The organism is Bacillus halotolerans, from assembly GCF_004006435.1.
Classification (GTDB): domain Bacteria; phylum Bacillota; class Bacilli; order Bacillales; family Bacillaceae; genus Bacillus; species Bacillus halotolerans.
In genome coordinates this window covers 3,584,476-3,608,146 of sequence record NZ_CP029364.1, presented here as the reverse complement: position 1 = coordinate 3,608,146, position 23,671 = coordinate 3,584,476, and the positions used below count along the sequence as shown (strand labels likewise).

General features: G+C 37.1%; 19 protein-coding genes and 6 pseudogenes. 11 read left to right on the top strand and 14 right to left on the bottom strand.

The features are described from left to right. Positions 1 to 124 precede the first annotated feature (124 nt). Positions 125 to 751, top strand: a complete 627-nt coding sequence (locus DIC78_RS18550; protein WP_024122122.1) for a TVP38/TMEM64 family protein — start codon at positions 125 to 127, stop codon at positions 749 to 751. Positions 752 to 772: 21 nt separating this feature from the next. On the opposite strand, the gene gnd is transcribed toward DIC78_RS18550, so the two are convergent. Continuing rightward, entirely contained in the window at positions 773 to 1,666 is an 894-nt protein-coding gene (gnd, locus tag DIC78_RS18545; protein ID WP_127696750.1) for a phosphogluconate dehydrogenase (NAD(+)-dependent, decarboxylating), read from the bottom strand. A gap of 320 nt (positions 1,667 to 1,986) precedes the next feature. On the opposite strand from gnd, the gene DIC78_RS18540 reads away from it, so the two are divergent. Continuing rightward, positions 1,987 to 2,715: a YqeB family protein gene (locus DIC78_RS18540; protein ID WP_127696749.1), complete on the top strand. Its 729-nt coding sequence runs from the start codon at positions 1,987 to 1,989 to the stop codon at positions 2,713 to 2,715. 33 nt (positions 2,716 to 2,748) lie between these two features. On the opposite strand, the gene DIC78_RS18535 is transcribed toward DIC78_RS18540, so the two are convergent. Further along, positions 2,749 to 3,174, bottom strand: coding sequence for a sporulation-specific Dnase NucB (locus DIC78_RS18535; protein WP_127696748.1), 426 nt, complete (start codon positions 3,172 to 3,174; stop codon positions 2,749 to 2,751). 176 nt (positions 3,175 to 3,350) lie between these two features. Here DIC78_RS18535 and sigK point away from each other — a divergent pair, with 176 nt between their 5' ends. After that, positions 3,351 to 4,079: an RNA polymerase sporulation sigma factor SigK gene (gene sigK / locus DIC78_RS18530; protein ID WP_206197101.1), complete on the top strand. Its 729-nt coding sequence runs from the start codon at positions 3,351 to 3,353 to the stop codon at positions 4,077 to 4,079. A 242-nt stretch (positions 4,080 to 4,321) separates the two neighbouring features. Here sigK and DIC78_RS22220 read toward each other — a convergent pair. Both DIC78_RS22220 and DIC78_RS18520 read right to left on the bottom strand, forming a co-directional pair. Next, a pseudogene (locus DIC78_RS22220) lies at positions 4,322 to 4,489 on the bottom strand (hypothetical protein); the annotation flags it as partial. Between the two features lie 624 nt (positions 4,490 to 5,113). Beyond that, positions 5,114 to 5,671, bottom strand: coding sequence for a helix-turn-helix domain-containing protein (locus DIC78_RS18520; RefSeq protein ID WP_101861070.1), 558 nt, complete (start codon positions 5,669 to 5,671; stop codon positions 5,114 to 5,116). 143 nt (positions 5,672 to 5,814) lie between these two features. Here DIC78_RS18520 and DIC78_RS18515 point away from each other — a divergent pair, with 143 nt between their 5' ends. Further along, entirely contained in the window at positions 5,815 to 7,032 is a 1,218-nt protein-coding gene (locus tag DIC78_RS18515) for an MFS transporter (RefSeq protein ID WP_106020130.1), read from the top strand. A gap of 142 nt (positions 7,033 to 7,174) precedes the next feature. On the opposite strand, the pseudogene DIC78_RS18510 reads toward DIC78_RS18515, so the two are convergent. Both DIC78_RS18510 and pdxR read right to left on the bottom strand, forming a co-directional pair. Then, a pseudogene (locus tag DIC78_RS18510) lies at positions 7,175 to 7,347 on the bottom strand (recombinase family protein); the annotation flags it as partial. A 40-nt stretch (positions 7,348 to 7,387) separates the two neighbouring features. Next, the gene (gene pdxR / locus DIC78_RS18505) at positions 7,388 to 8,770 is read right to left on the bottom strand and encodes a MocR-like pyridoxine biosynthesis transcription factor PdxR (protein ID WP_223203882.1); all 1,383 of its coding nucleotides are present in this window, start codon (positions 8,768 to 8,770) and stop codon (positions 7,388 to 7,390) included. Positions 8,771 to 9,119: 349 nt separating this feature from the next. Here pdxR and DIC78_RS18500 point away from each other — a divergent pair, with 349 nt between their 5' ends. Beyond that, positions 9,120 to 9,818, top strand: coding sequence for a GNAT family N-acetyltransferase (locus tag DIC78_RS18500; RefSeq protein WP_106020131.1), 699 nt, complete (start codon positions 9,120 to 9,122; stop codon positions 9,816 to 9,818). A 99-nt stretch (positions 9,819 to 9,917) separates the two neighbouring features. After that, positions 9,918 to 10,253 (top strand): annotated as a pseudogene (locus DIC78_RS22075) (GNAT family N-acetyltransferase); the annotation flags it as partial. 250 nt (positions 10,254 to 10,503) lie between these two features. On the opposite strand, the gene DIC78_RS18490 reads toward DIC78_RS22075, so the two are convergent. The 4 genes from DIC78_RS18490 to czcD form a co-directional block, all read right to left on the bottom strand. Further along, complete coding sequence (locus DIC78_RS18490; RefSeq protein ID WP_127696745.1) at positions 10,504 to 11,673, bottom strand: MFS transporter; 1,170 nt, start codon at positions 11,671 to 11,673, stop codon at positions 10,504 to 10,506. Between the two features lie 723 nt (positions 11,674 to 12,396). Then, entirely contained in the window at positions 12,397 to 13,524 is a 1,128-nt protein-coding gene (locus DIC78_RS18485; protein WP_127696744.1) for a Rap family tetratricopeptide repeat protein, read from the bottom strand. Positions 13,525 to 13,824: 300 nt separating this feature from the next. Beyond that, on the bottom strand, positions 13,825 to 14,862 hold the full coding sequence (locus DIC78_RS18480; RefSeq protein WP_127696743.1) for a flavin-containing monooxygenase: 1,038 nt from the start codon (positions 14,860 to 14,862) through the stop codon (positions 13,825 to 13,827). A gap of 68 nt (positions 14,863 to 14,930) precedes the next feature. Continuing rightward, the gene (gene czcD / locus DIC78_RS18475) at positions 14,931 to 15,866 is read right to left on the bottom strand and encodes a CDF family zinc transporter CzcD (protein ID WP_101861076.1); all 936 of its coding nucleotides are present in this window, start codon (positions 15,864 to 15,866) and stop codon (positions 14,931 to 14,933) included. A gap of 477 nt (positions 15,867 to 16,343) precedes the next feature. Here czcD and DIC78_RS18470 point away from each other — a divergent pair. From DIC78_RS18470 to DIC78_RS18450, 5 genes and pseudogenes are all read left to right on the top strand, one after another. Beyond that, positions 16,344 to 17,446: pseudogene (locus tag DIC78_RS18470) on the top strand (response regulator aspartate phosphatase). After that, on the top strand, positions 17,436 to 17,570 hold the full coding sequence (gene phrE, locus DIC78_RS18465; protein ID WP_106020134.1) for a phosphatase RapE inhibitor PhrE: 135 nt from the start codon (positions 17,436 to 17,438) through the stop codon (positions 17,568 to 17,570). Before DIC78_RS18470 ends, phrE begins: the two are co-directional and overlap by 11 nt. A 109-nt stretch (positions 17,571 to 17,679) precedes the next feature. Then, on the top strand, positions 17,680 to 18,093 hold the full coding sequence (locus tag DIC78_RS22215; protein ID WP_420867028.1) for a CDI toxin immunity protein: 414 nt from the start codon (positions 17,680 to 17,682) through the stop codon (positions 18,091 to 18,093). A gap of 114 nt (positions 18,094 to 18,207) precedes the next feature. Next, positions 18,208 to 20,074: pseudogene (locus DIC78_RS18455) on the top strand (T7SS effector LXG polymorphic toxin). Between the two features lie 6 nt (positions 20,075 to 20,080). Next, entirely contained in the window at positions 20,081 to 20,380 is a 300-nt protein-coding gene (locus DIC78_RS18450) for a contact-dependent growth inhibition system immunity protein (protein ID WP_019260160.1), read from the top strand. Positions 20,381 to 20,496: 116 nt separating this feature from the next. On the opposite strand, the gene DIC78_RS18445 is transcribed toward DIC78_RS18450, so the two are convergent. The 4 genes and pseudogenes from DIC78_RS18445 to DIC78_RS18425 all read right to left on the bottom strand — a co-directional run bounded on the left by DIC78_RS18445 (position 20,497) and on the right by DIC78_RS18425 (position 23,433). After that, positions 20,497 to 21,381, bottom strand: a complete 885-nt coding sequence (locus DIC78_RS18445) for a DMT family transporter (protein WP_127696742.1) — start codon at positions 21,379 to 21,381, stop codon at positions 20,497 to 20,499. 320 nt (positions 21,382 to 21,701) lie between these two features. Continuing rightward, positions 21,702 to 21,893, bottom strand: a pseudogene (locus tag DIC78_RS18440) (peptidoglycan-binding domain-containing protein); the annotation flags it as partial. A gap of 497 nt (positions 21,894 to 22,390) precedes the next feature. Further along, entirely contained in the window at positions 22,391 to 22,747 is a 357-nt protein-coding gene (locus DIC78_RS18430) for a hypothetical protein (RefSeq protein ID WP_223203884.1), read from the bottom strand. A 149-nt stretch (positions 22,748 to 22,896) separates the two neighbouring features. Continuing rightward, positions 22,897 to 23,433 (bottom strand): ATP-binding protein, encoded by a 537-nt coding sequence (locus DIC78_RS18425; protein ID WP_103672588.1) that lies wholly within the window; start codon positions 23,431 to 23,433, stop codon positions 22,897 to 22,899. Positions 23,434 to 23,671: the final 238 nt, after the last annotated feature.

Here is a 23,671-nt window from a genome sequence, read left to right as displayed (position 1 = left end):
AGAATTGTATTTCCCCCCACTCGTATTACAGTTGAACCACCGAAACGGTACAAGTTATACTAACGTAGATGCCGGAGATTCTGCCTCCTGACATCGCCACAAGTGTTGGGAGTGGATAATTGATATGTTAAAAAAGACTTTAGGTATAATCTTGATCATCGCCGTTATTGCAGTCGGGTTCTATCAGAAAGAAGCTTGGCTTGATGCTATAAAAGCAGGCGGATTGATCTCCGTTTTATGTAGTATGCTGCTGATAGCCGCCGACGTCTTTTTCCCGATTGTGCCGTTTGCAATCATTGCAGCTTTAAATGGCGCTGTGTTCGGAATTGCAAATGGTGTTTGGATTACACTGGCCGGTTCAATGCTCGGTACGATATTGCTGTTTTTTCTCGCGAGGTACAGCTTTCGAGATTGGGCCAGAAAAAAAATAAAAGCTTATCCTGCTATACAAGGCTACGAGGCTTCATTCGATAAAAATGCGTTTACTGCAGTTTTATTGGGAAGGCTTATCCCTGTTATCCCTTCTCTAGTCATGAACGTTGTATGCGGACTAAGCAGTGTTCGGTGGCATGTTTTTTTCTTCGCCTCTTTAATAGGAAAAATTCCGAACATTTTAGTTGTTACCATTGCCGGCGCCAATTTCTCCAGCAACAAATTATTATCTTTCAGTATTTACGGGGCCTACGTTCTGATCCTGATGCTAATCATATATATAAAGTTTCCTCATCTGGTGAAAGCATCAAAAAAATAAGGGCGGCCCGCTTCGCCCCCCTTACTTTTTTTCTGCTGCATGTCCTCCAAATTCATTACGGAGCGCAGCAACGACCTTTCCTGTAAACGTATCGTCTGTTAACGAACGGTATCTCATCAAGAGCGACATCGCGATCACCGGAGCTGCTGTCTGCAGATCTAGTGCCGTTTCCACTGTCCATTTCCCTTCCCCTGAGGAATGCATGACGCCTTTGATCTGATCCAGCCTCGCGTCTTTAGAAAAAGCTCGCTCAGTCAGCCCCATAAGCCACGACCTTATGACAGAGCCATGATTCCATACCCTTGCGACTTTCTCATAGTCAAATTCAAACGGACTGTTTTCCAGCACTTCAAATCCTTCACCAATGGCAGCCATCATTCCGTACTCAATGCCATTATGAATCATTTTCAAAAAGTGGCCGCTGCCCGCTTCTCCGGCATATAAATATCCATTTTCTACAGCAGTATCCCGAAACAGCGGCTCCGCGATACGCCATGCTTCCGGATCTCCTCCAACCATATAACAAGCCCCGTGACGCGCCCCCTCCATACCGCCCGAAGTTCCGGCGTCGAGATAATGAAGACCGGCTTCTTTCATTTGATTGTAGCGCCGGATCGATTCTTTATAATGAGAATTTCCAGCCTCAATGATAATATCCCCTTCGTTTAATAACGGTGCCACATCACTCAGTACAGTATCTACAACGCCATGCGGCACCATCATCCACAAAATTCGCGGCGTATCTAATAATGAAATCAATTCTTTTATATTTGTTGTCCCCTCAGCCCCATAAGATATCAGTTCATCAACAGCCGCTTGATTCACGTCATAACCGATTGCTTGATGATTGCGGTCGATCAATTGCTTTCCTATGTTTATGCCCATTTTCCCTAAGCCGATCAATCCTATTTTCATGTGAGTTCCTCCTGGTTGTCTAAACTCTAAAGCCATTACTCTTTATGTTCCCTGTGAACTGCTATGTGATACGTCCTGTTTTCTCAAATAAAAAACAAAAGCGGGCCGCGATCAGCAAGAGTGATTCCTTTTATCCCCAGTAACTTACTGCTCCGTGTTATATCGTTTCTGTATAATCTTTATCATAAAGAAGGCTTGATAATCATTTGGCGGCTTCATGTATGACAGCAAAAATCGCGGAAACATTCTTGATTTCCTCTCTATTTAAGTTAAAATATGGGAAGGGAATTCAACTTATTTCTAGCTAAGAAGGTGAAAACTTGCAGGATCAAACACAAACTATAATTGGAATTACGAAAACCGCGAAATGTTTATTATACGGTACACTTGCAATCATCGGTCTTCTCATTGGTTATTTTTTTCATCAGCTTGCGAAATGGGCATTATCCCTGCCGTGGATTCCATTGGAAGGCCCTCTTCGGCTTGTTACCTCTTTTCACGGATCACCGGTGAAGTTTATCACCGCGCTGCTTGGCCTGATTGCCGGTATATGGTTCGCTCATTCAATCATGAAATTGCTATTAACTGTACAGATTACAAACGACTCCGTAGCATTAATGAAAGGCAAGCATGTTCAAACGATCAACTCCGAAGACATTGCTCTGGTATTTATTGATCACAAACGGCTTGTCCTCTTAGGAACAGACGGATATGAACTGGCACGTGAAGAAATAGATGAAAAACCTAAAATCATTGAGCAGGCCTTTAAAAAGCACCATTACGTGTGGTCGGCTGAAGGTGACCCGTTTAAAGATAAATTTCGGCGATGGGTACCTGAATCACCCGATCTCTCTCCAAGCGCTCATGCTATATTGAAGGCTCGTCAGAAAGCACTGAAAGAAGAGGAAACAGACGACATTGAAGATTTCCGTCTTGAACTTGCAAAGATCGGGATTGTTGTACGTGAAGAAGGAACACGCCAGTATTGGCGAAAAGCAGAATCGTATCCTCCTCAGGAGAATCAGCCTAGCGGAAAAATAGGATCATAGCAAAAGAGGCTCAGAATTGAGCCTCTTTTTTTATTACTGAACAATAAACAATACTTTGGTACCATCTGGATAACTGCTCATTTGATTTCCGACCCATGAACCGGCGCCGCGATTATCAGAAGGCGTTACATATCGTACATCGGCTCCGGCACCTCCTTCTTCACAAACTGCCATCGGCCATTCATCCCGATCGTAGCCAGGCTTCGTTGGAATTCCTTTTAATGATTCCTCCCGCCTTTTGTCCGCTCCATCACGATCAATTGTACATATATCAGAATGTCCTTCGGCAATCGCATCTCTTATATGATCCCCGGTTTCCGGATAACGAGACAACGGAAAGTATAAAATTTTGTCATATAAAGCAGCCCCCTTGGCCTGTTGCGGAGCCGTCATATCCTTTCCCAACAAACAAAGAAAAACTGCTGCCGCCAGAAGAAGCATTGCCATCCATCTTTTCATCCTCATCCCCCCATACAGTTTCGTTCATTTAAATGTATGGGGGCAGCGTAAAGATTATTTTAAAAAACAAAACCTAAGCTCCCCATTGAGAAATTTCCCGGTACAGACACAGACAGCCTTCCGATCACATACATTGACATATAGGCTTTTGCCTACATAATCATGTGGAGGTGACGATGGTGACAGGTGTTTTCGCAGCGCTCGGTTTTGTAGTTAAAGAGCTTGTCTTTTTAGTATCTTACGTGAAAAACAATGCCTTTCCACAACCGCTCTCAAGCAGCGACGAAAAAAAATACTTAGATCTCATGGCTAAAGGGGATGAACATGCCAGAAACATGCTGATTGAGCATAATCTTCGCTTGGTCGCCCATATTGTAAAAAAGTTTGAAAATACAGGTGAAGACGCAGAGGACTTAATCTCCATCGGAACAATCGGGCTGATCAAAGGAATTGAAAGCTATTCCGCCGGAAAAGGGACAAAACTGGCGACGTATGCTGCGCGGTGTATTGAAAATGAAATCCTCATGCATTTGCGAGCATTGAAAAAAACAAAAAAAGATGTGTCCCTTCATGATCCGATCGGGCAGGATAAAGAAGGGAATGAAATAAGCCTGATCGATGTCCTAAAATCAGAAAATGAAGACGTGATTGATACGATTCAGCTCAATATGGAGCTTGAAAAAGTGAAGCAATACATTGACATTTTAGATGACCGTGAGAAGGAAGTGATTGTCGGGCGGTTTGGGCTTGATTTAAAGAAGGAAAAAACGCAGCGTGAGATTGCCAAAGAACTCGGTATTTCGCGCAGCTATGTATCTCGGATTGAAAAGCGGGCGCTGATGAAGATGTTTCATGAGTTCTACCGGGCGGAAAAGGAAAAGCGGAAGAAAGCGAAGGGGAAATAATGCAGAAGAAGCCGGATCTAATATGCCGGCTTTCTCTTATTCATTTACATGCTTCTTTTAAAACTTTCGAAACTAATGGAGACAGAATATACGATAGAGGTATGAAAATGCTTCCAGCTAACCGCTTGTCTCACTCTCTCAACTCGTCAGCACTGATAAGCTCAATTATCATTTCCGAGAAAGACGGTCAGGACCTTAGCAAACTTAAGTCCTTTACTCGCATTCTCCCTCAAGCGATTCTAAGTCGGACGTTCTAAAAGCTCGTCAGAAAATCGTTCATGCCTCAGCACATCCTTAGTCCCTGCTTTCTTATGCAGTCCTCGATCTGGCTGTCAATACTCGATTCCTCGATCCCTTGATCCCTTGATCGCTTGTTCCTCGGTTGATACCCTTACATATATTGCTATCACCCTGGATTTTCTTCCTATAACGTTTTATTAAATATTGATAGCAATCGTTAATGCATTTGCCAGCTTGCGTTCCCTCGATGATTATCACCTTCATAAAATGCATCACCCCTTGGGTAATGCTATGTAACAGCTGTTTGTCCAAATGAGGAGATTTTAAATTAAACTACAGTGTTATTAAACGTTTCAATGTATATGCAGAAAATAAAAAACACCGATAATTTGAAACAATCGATGTTTTGTTGAGACATTTCTACACTCCTTAGATCCTCAATAGGAGAGATTTTATTTTCTAATCAAAGCCTTAAATCAAAATTAGCTTATTATCGTTTACAAAGATTTATTCTCATTTTAAAAATGAAGTAGCGTTTTTATTGCCAGTTATTAATGCAATTTCAACAATACAAATTTTTGTTGAGGGGACTATTTAAGAAAACAGAAGTAGGGCAAAAATTAGAAGAAACCCTGGTATATAACAGAATACTGCCCCTATAGTAAATAAAAAAGCTACCACATTGGTAGCCTGATCTTAAAGTAACTTGCTTTTCGAATTAAGATTATCCTCATACGGTAGGTATTAAAATAACCAGTGATAAACAAAAAATTCCTCTCTTGAAAAGTTTGAGCTTAAGGGCTTGTATAGGTTAAAGAAATCATTAAGTACACTTTTTCGTCTGAACGGTTTATGTACGTGTGAATCTCTTCACCTTTAAATTTAATGACATCCCACTTGTTTAGTTGGTGTTTTTCCTCTCCAACTTTCATTTCCAATTGACCATTTAATACAAGTACGATTTCTTCAGATCCAGCCAAATGTGACTCACTGTACTCACTGTTTGGATCGATACATGCTCTATACCATTCAACCGTGCCAAGTGCCTTAAACAATGGGTTGATAAACCAATCATTATTTTGTCCCGCAAAGTGATGGGGAGGCACAAATCGGTGTACTTCAATTTCCTCTTCAAAAGTTAGTAAAGATGCTAATGGAATATTTAATCCTCTACATATTTTCCATAAGACATTTATTGTTGGGTTCGCTTCGCCTCTTTCAATTTTACCTAGAGTTAATTTACTGACATTGCTTAAGTTAGATAACTCTTCCAAGCTAATTTTTTTACTTCTTCGAATTCCTCTAAGTTTAATCCCTACCTGATTGGATAAGTCAATATTTTCTTCCTTCACTTTTTCACACCTTTCGCATTGATTCTATCAACAAAATATATTATAGTATACCAAAGATATAACTATAGTATACATTCAAACGAAAAAGTTAACTATATTATATCAAACAATCATCTAAAATCATAAAAGGAGCGTTTATAATTATGAAAAAAAAGGGAAACATTTATATAATTTGGAGCATCTTTTCTTTGTTTGTTATATCCATGAGCTTACGTGCTTCCATTACATCAATCTCTCCAGTTTTAAAAACTATTCAGGCAGACTTACAAATGTCTAATGTTTCGGTTAGTTTACTTACAGCCCTCCCAGTTTTTTGTATGGGGGTATTTGCTCCTGTGGCTGCAAAGCTTAGTCAACGATGGGGAATTGAATTGACCATTGCATTTTCAGTCTTATTAATTGGACTAGCAACAGCGTTGCGCTTTATGGCAACCTTCCCTTTTCTATTATTAATGACGGCTGTACTTACCGGAATTGGAATTGCAATAGCCGGTCCACTTATCTCTGGATATATAAAAAAACAATTTCCTAAATATTCATCTTCAATGATTGGTGTTTATTCAGCTGGCATGGGCGTTGGAGCATCCTTAAGTTCTGGGTTGGTAGTGCCCGCTATGCATTCTTTTAATAATTCTTGGAACATCGCTTTAGCAATATGGGCTTTATTCGCTGGAATTGGAATAATTGTTTGGATGCCAATCATTAAAAAATCTAAACTAAAGAAAAGTGTAGAAGGGGAGTCTGTAAAACAAAAAAACCAATTACCTTGGAGAAATCGATATGTATGGCTGCTAATGGTGATTTTTGGCCTACAGTCTGGCATGTATTATTCTTTTGCAACATGGCTAGCTCCAAAAGTACAAGAAGTAGGTTTTAGTGCCACATATGCAGCAACAACTGCTACTGTTTTTTCAATCATACAGATGATTTTCAGCTTCATCATCCCTATTTTAATTAATAATAATCCAAATAGAAAACCTTGGATTATTCTATGTGCTTTATGTTATTTTATCGGGATAATCACGTTAATAGCTGGAAGTATTTCACCCATTATTAGTGCTATTTTGACTGGGATTGGTGCCGGAGGGTTATTTCCAATAGCGATGATCCTTCCTTTAGACGCAACAACTACACCAAGAGATGCTAGTCAATGGACTGCTATGATTCAATTCGGTGGTTACATTATAAGTGGCGCTGTCCCTATACTTGTTGGGGCTGCAAAAGATATAACAAACTCTTATAATTTTGCATTCTTTTTATTACTTTTTATTTCAATCATATTAATGCTATTAACTTTAAAAGTTAGAAAGAAGAAAGAATCTAATTTTCAAATAAATGAGTTGAAAACAACAAGCACGTAATATTTTTAACACTTTAAAAACTACCTGAAATAATAAACCCAGCTTCTATTGTAAAGATGAAGGTGGGTTTATTATTTGGAAAATTACTCAAAACTATGTTATGCACCAACTCGATCTGCGGCAATTTTGAATCCATCCTTATCCTTAAGCAATTCAAAGCCGGACGTTCTAAAAGCTCCCCAAAGCTTCATCGGCATACTTCAGCACATCCTTAGTCCCTGCTTTCTTTATACAGGCCAGGCCTCTATCTGGCTGTCGATGCTTGACCCCTTGATCGCTTGTTTCTCGGTCGATACCTACATATATCGCCATCATTCTTTAAGCCAATATGTTTATTACTTACTGTTCTCCCTCTTCATGGGATGCAGCTAGCGAGTAATCTTACTCCATTTTCAATTTCTTCAATTGATAATCCACCAAATCCCAACATGATATAGGAATCATTTTCGGGGTTTGGATTAAGCCAAAACCTTGACGGAGAATATACTTTGACACCTTTTTGGAAACCAGCTTCGATCAACTCGAAGGCTGTTACGCCTTTTAGTTTCAATAAGATATGTAAGCCTGACTTTTCTCCAACAATTTTTACTTGATTGCCCATATACTGTTCAATGCTCCTTAACAGAGTCTGATGTTTTCTTTGATAAATCTTGCGCATTCTTCGTATATGCCTCTCAAATTCCCCGGATTGCATAAACATGGCCATAGCCCTCTGAATAATAGGAGAAGCAGATTGCTTGTAAGCTGCGAACTTTCGTGAATATTGAACCATTAGAGAGGATGGAAATACAATATAACTTAATCGAGCTGAAGGTAGAAATGATTTAGAAAATGTACCTAAATAAATAACCCTTTCCTCTTCATCCAATGATTTCAGTGAAGGAATCGGCTGTCCCCTGTATCGAAACTCGCTGTCATAATCATCCTCAATAATGTATCCCCCAGTTTGATAAGCCCATTTTAGTAAACGCATTCTTTTCGATATGGACATAATCATACCAAATGGAAATTGGTGAGAAGGCGTTAAATACACTGCTTTTGCCCTGCTCATTTGAATATGCTCCATTGACAATCCGTCCTTCTCAAGAGGAACTGGTTCAATTTGGCATCCTTGGTCTTTTAAGACTGATCGAACTCCACTGTAACCGGGTTCTTCCATGGCCACGTTTTTTTCCTGAAGTGCTAAAAGACGGCAGATTAACGCCATGGAGGCTTGTGTTCCGGCCGTTACAAGAATCTGTTCCGGTGTAGAGCGTACCCCTCTGGATTGCAGCAGATAGTTTGAAATCTCTCTCCTCAATGCAAAGTCACCCTGATTTTCTCCATAATGAAATACTTGATCAACTGCGTCTGACAGACATTTTTTCCACTGCTTCAAGGGAAACTTCTCCAGATCGATGTTTCCATATTTAAAATCCACAAGGACCTCGCTTGATTGTTTACTTTCCAACCTAATAGGATGTTCCACAACAATCGGATGTAGTAAAGGTTTCTCAATCTCAGCTACCCATATTCCACTTTTAGGGACACTTTCTAGGTATCCCTCTGATTGTAGCTGCTGATATGCTGTCTCAACCGTGTTTCGGCTAACCTTTAAATGAGCCGTTAGCTGACGAATTGATGGCATCTTCATTCCTGGCAAGAGCCTACCTTCCTCAATTTCATTCTTAATCCAATGATACAATTGACTATATAACGGCTCAGACGACTCCCTATGTAAAAATGGGGTAATTTCCACTGTTAACCCTCCATCTGTCCCTATTGTTTTTTTAAATTCTGTCACTTTTATTAGGTACAGAAATTCTCTAAAATGATTTTATCATTTATAAAGAAAGTTGGGATAAAAAAAATGCATAATATCCGCCAATAAAATTAGTATGTACAGATAATAAGAGGATTGATTTTACTCAGATACGATCGGTTAAATTGTTTGGATTATTCTTGAACTAGGTACTTTATTGGGAGAATTCTTACGCTGATGGAATCCCCAAAAGTTAGAGAAATCAATCTTATTAAACATTCAATGTAATATTAACAAGCATAAGTTCCCTACTTCGTGGGTTGATCTAAGAAAGGATATGTTAAGTATGCAAATTAACCAATTTGGACAAAAAATCGGTGAGCCAGTTGAGGGCTATCAGCATCCACTAGTTCCAACAAGAAACACAATAGCAGGAAAATACTGTACGTTAGAAAAGGTATCAATGAAGCATTTTGATGATCTGTACAAAATTGTTTATGGACCCGAGAGTGACGATAAACAATGGACCTATCTGCCAACCGAAAAATTTACAAGTGAAAAGGAATTCGAAATTTTCTTATCAAAATTAATAAAATCAGAAGACCCTTTTTACTATGCAATAGTTGACAATGACAGTAACGAAGCACTGGGCTCTTTTTCACTAATGAGGATCAATATCGAAAATAGTTCAGTGGAAGTTGGACATGTAATATACTCTGAAAGACTAAAAAAAACTAGAATTGCTACTGAAGCACAGTTTCTACTGGCGCGTTACGTATTCGAAGAGCTGCACTATAGACGTTATGAATGGAAATGTGATAGTTTAAACGATCCTTCTAGAAAGGCAGCTCTAAGATTGGGATTTCAATATGAAGGAACTTTTAGGCAAGCACTTGTATACAAACAAAGAAATAGAGATACAGCTTGGTTTTCGATAATTGATAAAGAATGGCCCAATATAAAAAATCGGTTCGAAAAGTGGCTTTTGGAAAGCAATTTTGATGAATATGGAAATCAAATTTCAAAACTAGACAACCAGTTTTGAAACGAGAAATTTCTTTATCCATTTTTATGATGTTTCAAAACAGATCCGCGGCTTTTTGCTCTCGAAGTTTTTTCATGGCCACCGGGCGTTGCAAGTGGGACTTCCCCTACAGATTTGACTCCACCAACCGTGGCAGAAATCGGTAGCACCTGGGCATTTCAACGTACTGGTGTTAATACAGAGTGCAAGCTTCTGATGCTTGCACATGCATTTGATTCGTGGAATACTATCAGAGTCACACTGAAAACTGACGCTCGTAACATACGTTCACGTTCTGCTATACAAAGGCTTGGTGCTACTTTTGAAGGCATTCGCAGGGCACATCTCCCTGCAAGTAATGGTAGCATTAGGGATACAGCTTACTTTTCAATCATTGCCGAGGAATGGCCTGCTGTCCGCACAAATCTCAAAGATCGGCTTGAAAAATATAACTGAGTAAAGCGAACGAGAATCAGAGTGTAATGAACATAAGCCGGAGCCTCTAGTTGAACAGGAATCCGGCTTTAATGAAAAGTGGCTTAGCGTGACAGGAAATTTGACTTTTTTAGTTTGAAGTTAAGCTTTGTGCAAAAAATCCATGTTTCCTTATGTCACTTTTGATATTTTAGGATTTGGAAATAAAAACAATCCTATGACCCCTTATACATGTATCTCGGCTGAACCCCAAATAGACTTTGTTCCGTGGTCATGTATCTGTTGAAAAAGCTGAATCTTTTTTGGCTTCTTGTACCTTTTGGGTACTAAGCACAAAACTTACGATTGCTGCAACGCTACAAACATATGGAAGTGAAGAATATCCCCAATTAGATATGACATAACCCCCAATCATTGAACCAATGGTAATACCAATATACAGAGCTGTATTATTCCATGCCATAACAATTCCTCGTTCTTTTGGATATTCCACTGCTAATCTTGCTTGGTATGATGTAAATCCTGCATACCCAACTAAAGCCCATATAAAAAGAAAGAAATAAATCCAATCACCAGATGAGAAGAATATCCCTAAACAAATGAGTATTAAAATTAACAAAATTAGCGTAACCTTCGAAATTTTCTCTTCTCCAAATTTATCTGTTAATTGCCCACTTGTAAGGCTCCCTAAAACAGCACCGACACCATAAAAAGCAACAGCTAATGCGATTTCTGATGACGAGAATTTATTTTTAGAGTAAAGAGCTGCACCTAAATAAACATAAAGGGTATACATTGAAATCGCCCAAATGGTAGTAACACTTACAGAACCAAGTATTCTTAGCAGATTTCCTTCTAACAGGTTTCTTGTTAAACCATTTTTAGGAATAGATTCCCATGTTTTAAAATTCACTGCCGCCAATACGGCTCCTATGATTGCCATTACAACAAATACTGAGCGCCATCCAAGAAAATGCTCTAATAACGTACCGATTGGCGCTCCTGCCCAAAGAGCCGTCAAGTGTCCTGAGACAACAATCGAAAGCCATGTTCCTCTTCGGTTAGGCGGGGCAGTATCTCCAATGATTGCGTATATCAAAGGAGTGATTGAAGCAACGGATAAACCAGCTAAAATACGGCTAACAATCAACCATAAAAATGAAGGAGAAAATGCAGTTAGCATATTAGAAATAGCGAACAGCAATAAGCCAAATGTAATCAATGTTCTCCGTTCTTTGATATCTGAAAGCCAACCGAAGCAAGGAGCCGAAAAAGCATATGTAACTGCAAAAACAGTTACCATCCATCCAGTGGTTGATGCACTAACTTTATATACTTCCGAAATAAACGGTAATAATGGGGATACCACAAATAAATCAGTACCCATTAGAAACAAAGTTATCCAACCAACGCTTAAACTTATCCTCCCTTGCAACTTCATATAATCCCCCATATGAAAAAATATTTTTACATGTATATTCTCTAGGGGGCATAAAAGAACTTTATGTAAGTGGTACACCCCCATAAAATGAGACAAATAAAAACACCGATAGTTTGAAACAACCAGTGTTTTCTCGGACAATTACTTCGGCCATTAGGTCCTAAGTAATTTTGAAGTCATTCATTACATCTTTTTACACAGTTTTATATTTTATGCACAAAAATGGGTACAAGTTCAGCAATCATCCAAAATAGAAATAAAAGGTCTGATCACCTTTCTCTTTATGCATAACTTGTTCTGCAGCAATTTTAAAATCACTTTTGAAGCACTGTCTTCATCTACGAAGTGAGTTTTTAATGAGCTAATCCTCAAAACCACTTAATTCACCATCGACAGATTTTCCATGAGAACTAAAAAGTTATTGCGGTCTCACCGAAAATTTAAATTGCGGTGCCCTATTGCCTTTTTCTCTCCCCAAAAGTAAAGGTTATTCCTCAAGGATTTAAAGGGGGGATACTAATTATATCGCATTTGATTCCATTGTTTCTGTTGATATCAAATAAAAAAACCTCCATTTCTGAAGGAGGTTGAATGTAATATTATCAAGTTTGAAAACGATCAGAGGCAATATGAAATGTGTTTTGAGTTTGATTTTCTGTTAAGTTGGATCCGAAACTACACACTAAAACAAGTGACAAACCCAGGATTAGGCATACCTTCTTTTTAAAAGTCATACAGGCATTCTCCCCTTTGAATTTGTGTTTGAGTCTCAAGCATTTTCTGATGATATACATAGGATGTTTCAAATTCTTTTGAGTTTGCGTAAGCAGCTGCGGTCTCACAGGCAATGTCTTCAATATATGAATAGTTCTTATTTTTTTCTAAGTATTCTATTGTTTTATTAACACCTTGTTGGTCCACTGCATCGACATAAAGAGCTTTTAAATATCCCTGTAATTTTGCGAAAAGCTCATCACCTTGATAAAGAGCTGCTGTCAAACCTTTCTTACTTACTTGGATAGCCTCATTCATTTTTCCTTGTTTAAAAAGGATTTTTGCATAAGAAAATAAAGAATGTGGCAAGTTTGTGAGCTTTTCTTTTTCTGTAATCTCCACTGCTTGCTTTATGTATACTTCCGCCTGCTCGTAATCACCACTATCAGCAAAATTAGTGCCTAAATTATATAGTGCAGAACTAATCAACCTTTTGTTATTCAATTCCCTAGATAACTCTAATGCCTTTTCAAGATGCGGCTGACTTTTTTCGTAATGTTTAAAATCAGTATAATTCCCTGAGATAACAAACATACATTGAACTTTTCGCACCTTATAAAGTTCATATTGATTATAAATATCCAATGCTTGTTTAACGTGATGCATAGACACATGACTTTGCTTCATACCATAATATGCTTCAGCTAACTTAAAATGAAACTCTGCCCTTTCGATCTCATCAGGGACATGTATAAGCTGCTTTTCAGCTTCTCTATAATAGTAAATAGCTTTCATGTATTGCTTCTTATCAAACTCGTACATCCCTCTGAAAAACAGAGAATAATACGACAAAAGACCAGATATGCCTTTATTTGAAGTCTCAATTTTTTCAAGAAGTTCGTCAATAGTTGGTCTTATACGTGTTGTTACGGGTTCCAAATAATCTAACATGAGTTGATGACGGAATTTCATTAGGGAGAAGTAAATGAGTAAATACTCATCTTCCTCCATCCGTTGGATTTCTTGCTCCACCTCTGCCTTTAAAATCTCTGCATCCGGGACACTAAATTGACGTATCATTTTATACCATTCATTGATCTTTACGCCAACTTCTGACGATGATAAAACCGGATTCACAGGACCCCTCCTTTTATGTCTTTTTATGTAATATTCTAACATTTCAAAAAAGTGTTTGAACCGCAAAAAAACCGCAAACTTTTTCTTCGGTACCTTTGATATGATTAACCAAGATAATTTTAGGCTCGTTTCTCTCCTCTTACATTATTGAACATAAAAATATGAGTATGTCTTGAAGAGATTTCTTCGCTTCTTTGTTCTAATTTCTTAAATATAAAAGAGAAGGCACATCTCTGCTTCCTAAACTTATTCCCACAAAAAATAGGAGCAGTTCACATGTTAGTTACTGCTCTACATAGTTTATTCCCCGTTAATTCGTTTTACAATGTATTCAGCATCATTTCCTACGCCTTGAAGCAATGCTGAACCTCGCCTATGCTGCCAAGGCAAACCTATAAAGTACAATCCTTCTACAGGTGAAACACCTCTATGATGTATGATTCGACCTTCTTTATTCAAAACACCTTTTATATTTATCCATTTAAGGGGATTCCTAAAACCTGTAGCCCAAATAATATTGTTTACTTCTAATGAAGATGAATCTTTAAAAATGATTTCATTTTGCTTTCCAGCTACGACTCTTGTTTTTAACATAATCTCCCTCTGTTTTATTGCGTGTTTTAGTTCATACCCAAATATTGGATCATCTTTCTTTTGAATGAATTTGCCTAATATCGATGTATGACTTGCATGTAAAACTCCTAATTTATCAAACCACCAAAAGATGCTTCTTTTTCCGATCATTAAAGGCAAATAAACAAGTTTATTACTACAGGCTAAATATGTAACTCTTTCTTTGGATAATTCAACAGCTATCTGCGCACCACTATTCCCCCCACCAACTACTAGTACATTTCCATGTACCAATTGTTTTGAATTCTTATATTGTGACGAGTGTAGTTGATTAATATTATCAGCTAAACCTTTTGATATTGATGGAATATTAGGGGTATGAAAAGGACCTGTAGCAATGACAAGATTCTTTGATTGATATTCTCCCTGATTTGTTTTTATTAAGAAATAATTCTTTGATTTTAGAACACTTATTACATCTGTCTGTAATTGGATTGGAATATCAAATCTTTCAACATATTTCTTTAGATAAGCTACAATTTCATCTTTTGAAGGAAATCCGTTTTTTTCTCCTTCAAGATGCATCCCAGGCAAAGAGCTATACATTCGAGAAGTAAATAAAACCAATGAGTCATACCGTTCTTTCCAGCTCTCCCCAACCCCCTGACTTTTATCCAAAATGATAAGCTTTTGGTCGGTCTGCTTAAGATAATATCCTATTGAGATTCCTGCTTGACCAGCTCCAATTACTATCGTGTCATACATATTAAGCCTCCCACTAATTTTATTCATACGAGAGATAGACTAAAACTGAACCTCATCAGATAAAAATTTTAATGATGATGGTGGTCATGCGGCTTCTCAATTGTGGCCTGACAAAGGATCGCATTGTCATGATTATGTGCTTCTGTTTCCATTTGAATGGTTACATGCGTAATGCCTTTATGCTCAAGCTCATGTTCAATTTTGCGTAAAATATTTTCACTTTCTGAAATGGTCAGCTGATCGTCAACCACAGCGTGGCAAGAAAGAGCATTTAATCCACTTGTGATAGACCATATGTGTAAATCATGAATGTTTTGAATTCCCTCTGTCTCTTCAATTGCACGAATGATGTCAGTGACATCGATATGTTCTGGAGTTCCTTCCATTAATATGTGAATGGAACTTTTAGTCACATTGTAACCACTTCTTAGAACAAGAATAGCCACAATCATACTAGCCAATGGGTCTGCCCAGCCCCATCCAAAGAAGATGATAAGTATGGCAGCTAGAATGGCACCTACAGAGCCGAGCATATCGCTTATCACATGCAAATAAGCTCCTCTTATGTTCAGATTATTCTTTGTATCTCCGCCACTCATCATAATCCATGCGACTAATATATTCACAACTAACCCGATAATACTAATCGTAAGCATGCCAGTTGTTGCTACTTCTGGTGGGTTAGAGAAACGTTCGATTGCTTCATAAATGATATAAAGAGAAATAAGAATTAATGCAACACCGTTTATCACAGCAGCAAGAATCTCAAATCGTTTATAGCCGAATGTCTTATTGTGATTTGCCTTTTTTTCAGCTAATGTAAAAGCAATCAAGGCAACCATTAATGAAATTGAATCACTCAGCATATGGCCTGCATCTGATAAAAGCGCCAGACTATTTGTTAAAAATCCACCTATGGCTTCTATCATCATATAACCTGTAATCATGATAAAAGAGATCAATAAAACCTTTTTATTAGCTCCCGTAGTATGATTGTGACCCATAAAAATCTCCTCCTTAACGAAAGTTTCTTGATTCATATGCTTTATTATTTCTTATCTTTTATTGAGCATTCTAACCTGACACTAGAAATATCAATATATGATTACATGCTCATATAAGAATATATATGCTCTTTACTGAAATGTCAAAATATTTATTATAAAAATTCCAATACAGGTTCTTTTGTATTCAAATAAAATCAATTGATGCTTTTCTTAAAAATACTATTGCAACTTGATAACAACACCACGACGACTATCTGATAAGCAAAAAAAGAGGAGCAAACACAAGGTTTACTCCTCTAACAGTCCCAACCCGTCACTTTCTACGTAGCATATAATCAAGATTCTTAATACCAAGACAAAAAGTTATTGCGGTCTCACCGAAAATTTAAATTGCGGTGCCCTATTGCCTTTTTCTGCGAACAAAAACTTGTTAATATTTACAGTACTAGTAGAGTTAAGGGAAGGGTGAATATCTTGATATCAATCACATCAGCTGAAGTGGGAATGAAAATTAATGAATGGCATAGGCATATTCAAAAATTCAACGTTACTGATGCTGAAATGTTAAAAGCTGAAATCGAACGTGATATAGAGGTTATGGAAGAAGATCAAGACTTGCTTATTTATCATCAACTAATGGCCTTTCGACATAAAATCATGCTGGAGTATACGCTGCCATCTGATGAGAATCGAATGGAATTTTCAGAATATTTGAAGAAAATCGAAGGATATAAGAAAAAACTGGACAATATGCGGGCATATTATTATAACTTCTTCCGCGGGATGTATGAGTTTAGAAACGGTAAATACACAAAGGCCATTACATATTACAAAAAAGCTGAACGCAAAATTCCAACGATCTCCGACAAGATTGAAAAAGCTGAGTTTTATTTTAAGTTATCCGAAGTCTATTATCATATGAAAATGACTCTTAACTTTCATACAATATCTATAAAAAACATGAACTTTATTCTGTTCGGCGTATTCAGTGCCATTTTGTCATTGCCGGCAACTACGATGACCTTGAAAACCATGAAAAAGCTCTCCCCCACCTTGCTTTAAAAGGTGCTGAGCTGCTTAAAAGTAAAAATACTCACATCTATGCCACTCCATTTTTCAATCTCGGTAATTGCTATTACAAAATGGACAACTTAAATAAGGCTGCACGTTACATCGAGCAGGCCTTGGTTCAATACAGAAAAATAAACTCTGACGTACTTCCACAGGCCTATCATGATCTAGCGTTGATTTATTTTATACAAGGCAAAAAAGAACAGGCATTAGAGTGTTTCCGCAAAGGAATCAGAAGCGCTGTAGACTTTAAAGACGAACTTTTTATGAACTTATTTGAAGCATTAGACGTTCTTTATATAAGAAATGGCGATACACCTAAACTCCTCAACATTTTTTCTCGTTTAGAGAATGGCAAAGTATACCCTTATATGGAAGAGATGGCATTTTTAGGAGTAAACCTTTTCGATTAAAATGGAAAAATAGAGGATAGTATCATCTGTTTCAAGAAGATGGTATATGCTCAAAAGCAAATATCGAAAGGGGAATGCATGTATGAAATCTAAATTGTTTATCAGTTTATCCGCCGTTTTAATTGGACTTGCCTTTTTCGGAACTATGTCTAATGGCGAAATGAAGGAAGCATCCCGGAATGTAACTCTAGCACCTACTCATGAATTCCTTGTTTGATTCGATAAACAACATTAGTTCTGATTCCCTTTAGCCGTTTCATAACGGCTTTTTCTTATTTCTAATACTGAAAAAATCCATCATACATAAAGCTTTTGAGGTGAAAATTTTGGACTTATTTGATGAATGCTTAGAAGCTCTAGGGAAAAACAAAGAAATCTTATCAGAAGAATTAACGGCAAAATATTATGAACTGCTTTCAAACTGTTTTCCCTTTACATCTTGGGGACGAATCAAGTGGGAAGAAGTTTGTTGTCACCAATTTATAGATTACGAGGAAGAGATTTACGATTGGCTAGCTAAACACCATTTTAAAGATAGGAACATTATTATCCTTTGGGGTTACGGAGAACAGCCAGCATTAAAAACCAGTCTTGAGCATGCATTAAACGTAATTGATGATGTAACTGCCGTTGGATCAGATACTTTTCTGTTTAGTGAATCTGGCTACGTTATCGAATTTTTTCATGATGGCGATGTTACAATTGGAAAGTCCCCTTTCATTGAAACGATTGGTAAATAGGTAAAATAGCACAGATCGAATGATTCATTTCCAACCTTTGATCCACATAACAGTTAGTTTCATCATTCTTCCATGGTAATATTTTGTTATATGATTAAATGAGAGGGTATGATTATGAAAGTCTTTGAAGCTAAAACACTTATGTCTGAAGCTACAGACCGCGCCAAAGAATATAAAGAACTAAGGACGCAAATGGTCAACTTGAGAAAAGCTTTACAAAGCGTCGCTGAACTGGATGACAGCGAATTCTCAGGTAAAGGCGCTAATAACATTAAAGCATTCTATCACGATCATGTTGGTGTCACTGATCAATGGATTGACTACATTGACATGAAAATCGCATTCTTTAACAGCATTGCCGGAGCTGTCGAAGACAAAGGTCTCTCTGATGCTTATATTGAAGAATCTTTTTTAGAACATGAACTGGCTAACGCCCATACAAAATCAAAATCAATCATGTCTGAACAGAAAAAAGCCATGAAAGATATCCTAAACGATATTGACGACATCCTTCCGCTCGACCTGTTTTCAACAGAAACCTTCAAGGATGAGCTTGCGGATGCCAATAATAAACGCAAAAAAACAATTGAAAAACTAGGTGATCTTGACGAGGATTTACTAACAGAATATGCTATGTCAGAACCAAATGAACAATTCATCAAGTCAGATTTCCAAAAGCTCCAAGAAGCAACTGGCAAAGGCAAAAACGCTACGCCTCTTCACTACAACGCCAAGGCGTACCGTGAGAGTGATATACATAAGAAAAAGGGCGATATTGAGAAACGTACAGAAGCTTATTTGACGATTAAGAAAGAGGAAGCTAAAGAGCGAGAAATCAAAGAGCTGAAGAAGAAGTTAGCTGACGGAGTGACGGATCCGGATGAATACTTAGAAATTGCCAAGAAGATCGGGTATGAGAACCTTGAGCCTGCACAGTTACAATATGTGGTGCAGCTTGAACAAGCAAAACAGCTCGAAGAAGTTGGTGAAAGTGTGATCAATGCCGGTAAGGCAGCAATTGATTTCATCGATGGAGTTAATGATGGGCTTAACGATGCGATTGACGATACGATATATGGCATCAAAGACTTGGTTGTAGGAGCCTGGGAATATTCACAGCTTCCTATGGAACTAAAACTTACAAAAACAATTACAACAGTCTTAAGCGTTCCCTCCTATCCAAAAATAATCTGGACAAACATCGTCGATTCATGGAATGATAAAATGATAAATGGTGATGCATACACAAGAGCACATTATATCAGTTATGCAATCGGCAATATTGTTGGACCAAAAGGTGCGGGTGCCGCAGTACAAACCACTACTAAGCTCTCAAAAGTGGGTAAAGTGGTTGAAGGTGGAACAGCCGCTTCTCATGTGAATAAAGGGATAAACAAAGGCAAAGCTTACATCAATTCTATTATTAGATAAGAATGATCTTGCACTTGTCGGAATTGCCCAAGACATCGACAATACATATAATATAAAGAATACGCCTTTATTAAAAAGTATTATTGAAGATAAAAAAGAGAGTGTACTTAGAAAATCTGAGACTTCTAACAACATGGGTATAGGTAATGTCAAACAAGGTGATAGTACCCCTCTCGCACCTGGCGGAGGATTAGCTGCTCATGAAGCAAAGGGCGGGCATCTAATTGATAGACATATCGGTAAGACTGATGAAGAGTTATTACAGAGACTACAGAAAAACAAGAGGATACGTGCCTCTTCTAGTTTCACTGATAGGCCAACTGCAGAAAAAGTCGCTAATGAAACATTAACTAAATATAAAAAGGAAATTGAAGAGTGGTTAAATAGTGATATTGACGATACATTACCGTTGCCTTATAGGGGAACCGAAGTTATAGGTAGAGGAGTTCGTAGAGGTTCAAATGAAGTTAAAGATATGACTAACGCAAGAATAGTATTAAGGAAAAATGAAGATGGTAGCTTTATACTAACAGGCTACCCAACGAGGTGATATATAATGATTGAAATTAAAGTTTCTGATCCTGTATTTAGATTTCTCGGTGGACATTTCCACCAAGATATAGAGTCTCCGGAAGATGCCCTTGATGAATATTTAAATGAAGCATCACAAAAACTAAAAGAAAGAGATTTAATAGCACTAACTGAGTTTGTAAATAGTGATTATTCAGAAGAAGACAAGAATGAATTTATAGAAGAAGCAGCTGATGGTATATACTTTCCTGAAGATGATATAACTCCATTAGAATGGCTTAAGCAAGTCATTGAACAAATTAAAGAACACCTTAAAACAATATAGTTAGAAAAGGAGCCCCTCTTTTTAAGAAGGGCTTCTTTTAATTATTTTCAATAAGTCTTCAAGTTTTGCTTTAGTATCAGGTCCATAAATGTCGTCCTGAGTAACCCAAACATAGGCTAAAATCGTTTGACACACTCTTGTGTTCTGCGAAATCTTAATTCACTAGCAAAAGTAGAACCTAATAAAAGAATTCCACCCATAATTTGTAATAACGTGAATTGCTCTTGTAATATTAGACCAGAAATGAGAATAGCAACAAATGGGTCAACATAACTTAACACAGCTATGCTCTGACCTTTTAATTTTTCCATGCCAGAGAAAAACAACCAGAACCCTATTCCTGTGTTTACAATCCCCAGAAAGATTATAAAAGGAATTGATGATGATGATACACTTAGCATGTTAAGTCCTTCTGTAATAAGGACATATGGTAGAAGAATTAAAGCTGTGACCAACAGTTGGATAATGGTTACTTCCAGCCGATTCATCTCTTTAATAAACTTATTTAACAACATTAACGCAGCATAAAATGCAGCTGCAATTAACCCCAAAATAATCCCAATTAAATCCTCTCTTCCGGATGCACTAACACCATTTCCGACAATGAACATCATCCCTAATACTGCTACGAAGATACATATCACTTTTTTAAAAGAGAGTTTTTCCTTTAAAAAAATAGGTGAAAGTAACATCACAAAAACAGGTGCAAAATAATAACCTAACGTGGCATTCGTTAGTGTTGTATACTCATAGGATTGATAAAGAAATATCCAATTTCCTCCCAAAGCAATGCCCGATAAAAAAAGAAATATCCCACAACTTTTTATTTTTTTCCAGGAGAAGCTTTTTCTCTTATTAATAAACACAAGTGTTAAAAAGAGAAAACCAATTGAGCTACTTAAAAACGCTGTTTCACTCGAAGATAAGTCAATGTATCTCACAACTAAACCAATTGTACCAAAAATAATCATTGATAATATAAACTGTATGCTAGATTTCATTTTCTACTCCTTCGAATCTGCGAAACAGCTTATATTTCGCAGATTCTTAATCTGTTTTAAATATAAGCGTGTTTATGAGCAGAAACGGTGGTGGTGGAGAAGTAGCAAGTCTAACACTCGGATTTGTCATTGAATTTGATAATGGCATAAATAAACCAACCTCCAGTTTTTTTGGTTAGATAAGTATATAATAAAAATATTTGGATGTATATTAAGAATTTTTGGATATAAAGGTTGTAATGGCTAATGGCAAAAGTCACTCAACCAAAATTGTGCTATTTAAAAGGATAAGGAGCTGTTTTATTATACTTAGAGCTTGTTCAGTTCCTCTTTGATAGAGCTTCAAGTTTGGCTTTAGTCTTAGGTCCATAAATTCCATCAGCAGATAGTCCATGCATCGACTGAAATCGTCTAACTGCATCTGCTGTTTTCGGTCCATATACGCCGTCGATACCGTTATTCTTCGCTCCTTTATCTGGGTAGAAATAAAGAGCCGCAAGTGATTTTTGAATCCCTTACAAACCCTTACGTGGCAAGGGTTTTTGTTGTTTTTCTCATTTATATTTTCATTTATGTTTCTTTTACATTTTCATATATAAAAATGAAGTGTCCTGATTACATAAGGTGCGTTTATTGTGAAGAGAACCATTGAATTTTTTTAAGTTTGACAGGGAGCCTACTGGGTGTTGTAGCATCTATTCTAGCTCTAGGTATCGCCTATTTAGATTTATTTTTTCATTTGATCAGATACTTTGATATGACAAGCGACCTTCTTGTTGGGGCATGGGGGTCTTTGATCTTTTCATGTATTGGGTTTACGGCTTCAATTGTTGTCTTATTCAAACGACTGGTTTTACTTAATACCAGTATACTTATGATCATCCCTGGAATCATGGTAATTGTAAGGAAAGGAAAAACTGCTCCTAAATCTGTTTAAATTTGAACACAAAAGAACCGCGACTGGCGGTTCTTTTATTGTATATTCCTGTTTAAATATACTGATTCATTATCATTGGACAGTACCATAATCAAAATCAATATCTTTCTTGTCTAAATCCCCCTTAAAATTTTTAGCATAGGTCATGGTTAAATGTACGCTTTTATCTATCCACCAAGTTCCATCATCTGTATTCGTATCCCAAGTAACATCTATATCTCTGTCAAAATTCTCAAAAAACACCAAATCCCCAACAGCTACTGTTTTTCCGTTGATCTTGTAATATATTAAAACTATTTTCTTATCGAATATACCTGTCCCGTGCTTTACGATTGTTAAACTGTAAGGCTTATTAGGACATTGCTGTTCAAGTATAACTTTAGGATTTAAAAATAAAACATAACAAATGAATAGAATTGGTACAATCATTAACCTTTTTAAGAATTTTTTATTGATATTTAACCCCTCCAACAGCATACTGATAGCGGTATAAAAAAACGTGATCCGTAAAATGCATTACTGGAACTTTCTTTGATTTTTAAATTTATTTTCTTATGCAGCTATCGCTATCCGTTAGTTTAATTAGAATTCAGATAATCCAAGACACGGTCAACTCTTTCATTGACTGAGTGATCGCCTTCAATCTTTAGCACTGGACAAGATAAATCTTCCATCCAATGTTCATGCAAAGCTCTACTTCTAACTTCCATTCCAGCATTATCATATAAAGAAGCCCACTCTAAAAATGCTTTTGATTGTTCATATTTACTGCCACCGGCTAACACTTCATTTCCATAACGCTGAAATTCCCTATGCCTTAATCTCTCAAGCCGTATATCTTGTGGAATCCATAAGAAGACGACAAGGTCAAAATAACTTTTTAGATTATCGCCCCAGCCACACACTGCACCAGAAAGAATCCATTTCTCATTTATTGTTAAGTCTTTTTCAAGCAACTTTCTTCTTTCAGGAATTTCTCTTTTTTTAGTGAATTTATCTATCCAATAGTAATCATCGGTATCAAAATGCGTATGAGGCAAATGCTTTGATAATGCAACACCCAATGTTGAAGTCCCGACACCAGAAGCTCCCAATATGTGAATATTTTTTTTCATAGTTCCCCTCCTTATTAAACAACCATACTCCATTTTTGTTGCATAAGGTACATACTATTATTTTGACATAAATCCCTAAAGACCTTTACTTTTCTAGAGAAATCCAGATGTGTGTCAAAATTATCATTCTTACGAAAACAGCCATTATTAAACGGATTCATATTCCATCTTTTTAGACGAATTTTCCTATGAAAAAGTCTTGCTTTCCATATAATATTTAAACGAATCCAATTTTTAG

Coding starts and splice junctions, on each gene's coding strand:
- DIC78_RS18550 (WP_024122122.1), top strand. CDS start 125: ATGTTAAAAAAGACTTTAGGTATAATCTTGATCATCGCCGTTATTGCA.
- gnd (WP_127696750.1), bottom strand. CDS start 1,666: ATGAAAATAGGATTGATCGGCTTAGGGAAAATGGGCATAAACATAGGA.
- DIC78_RS18535 (WP_127696748.1), bottom strand. CDS start 3,174: ATGAAAAGATGGATGGCAATGCTTCTTCTGGCGGCAGCAGTTTTTCTT.
- sigK (WP_206197101.1), top strand. CDS start 3,351: ATGGTGACAGGTGTTTTCGCAGCGCTCGGTTTTGTAGTTAAAGAGCTT.
- DIC78_RS18515 (WP_106020130.1), top strand. CDS start 5,815: ATGAAAAAAAAGGGAAACATTTATATAATTTGGAGCATCTTTTCTTTG.
- DIC78_RS18500 (WP_106020131.1), top strand. CDS start 9,120: ATGCAAATTAACCAATTTGGACAAAAAATCGGTGAGCCAGTTGAGGGC.
- DIC78_RS18490 (WP_127696745.1), bottom strand. CDS start 11,673: ATGAAGTTGCAAGGGAGGATAAGTTTAAGCGTTGGTTGGATAACTTTG.
- DIC78_RS18480 (WP_127696743.1), bottom strand. CDS start 14,862: ATGTATGACACGATAGTAATTGGAGCTGGTCAAGCAGGAATCTCAATA.
- czcD (WP_101861076.1), bottom strand. CDS start 15,866: ATGGGTCACAATCATACTACGGGAGCTAATAAAAAGGTTTTATTGATC.
- phrE (WP_106020134.1), top strand. CDS start 17,436: ATGAAATCTAAATTGTTTATCAGTTTATCCGCCGTTTTAATTGGACTT.
- DIC78_RS18450 (WP_019260160.1), top strand. CDS start 20,081: ATGATTGAAATTAAAGTTTCTGATCCTGTATTTAGATTTCTCGGTGGA.
- DIC78_RS18445 (WP_127696742.1), bottom strand. CDS start 21,381: ATGAAATCTAGCATACAGTTTATATTATCAATGATTATTTTTGGTACA.
- DIC78_RS18430 (WP_223203884.1), bottom strand. CDS start 22,747: ATGATTGTACCAATTCTATTCATTTGTTATGTTTTATTTTTAAATCCT.
- DIC78_RS18425 (WP_103672588.1), bottom strand. CDS start 23,433: ATGAAAAAAAATATTCACATATTGGGAGCTTCTGGTGTCGGGACTTCA.